Annotated in this window: 1 protein-coding gene; it reads right to left on the reverse strand. The window is 49.4% G+C overall.

The window, feature by feature from the left end; all coding sequences use genetic code 11:
• A partial coding sequence (locus HBA93_RS22350; protein WP_221724700.1) for a TonB-dependent receptor plug domain-containing protein occupies positions 1 to 251 on the reverse strand: 251 nt, incomplete at both ends.

Below are 251 nucleotides of genomic sequence, written 5' to 3' on the forward strand. Positions count from 1 at the left end.
GACGGGCCTTTGAGCACTTCAATACGCTCGGCAAATTCTGTTGAGCCGCGCATATTCGGCGCCATACCGATCAGGCCATTATAGCTCACATCATCCGCAGCACCCGCAAATCCGCGAATATAGAATGTTTCATAGATATTAGATGTACTGGAAACATAGATCGAAGGATCCGTCGCGCCGATCACCGAACCAATATCCTTGGCCTGCCGGTTTTCCATATAATCCTTGGTATAGGAAACCGTGCTGAACGG

Origin of the sequence: Ochrobactrum sp. SFR4 (genome assembly GCF_019730395.1) — a bacterium.
Classification (GTDB): Bacteria; Pseudomonadota; Alphaproteobacteria; order Rhizobiales; family Rhizobiaceae; genus Pseudochrobactrum.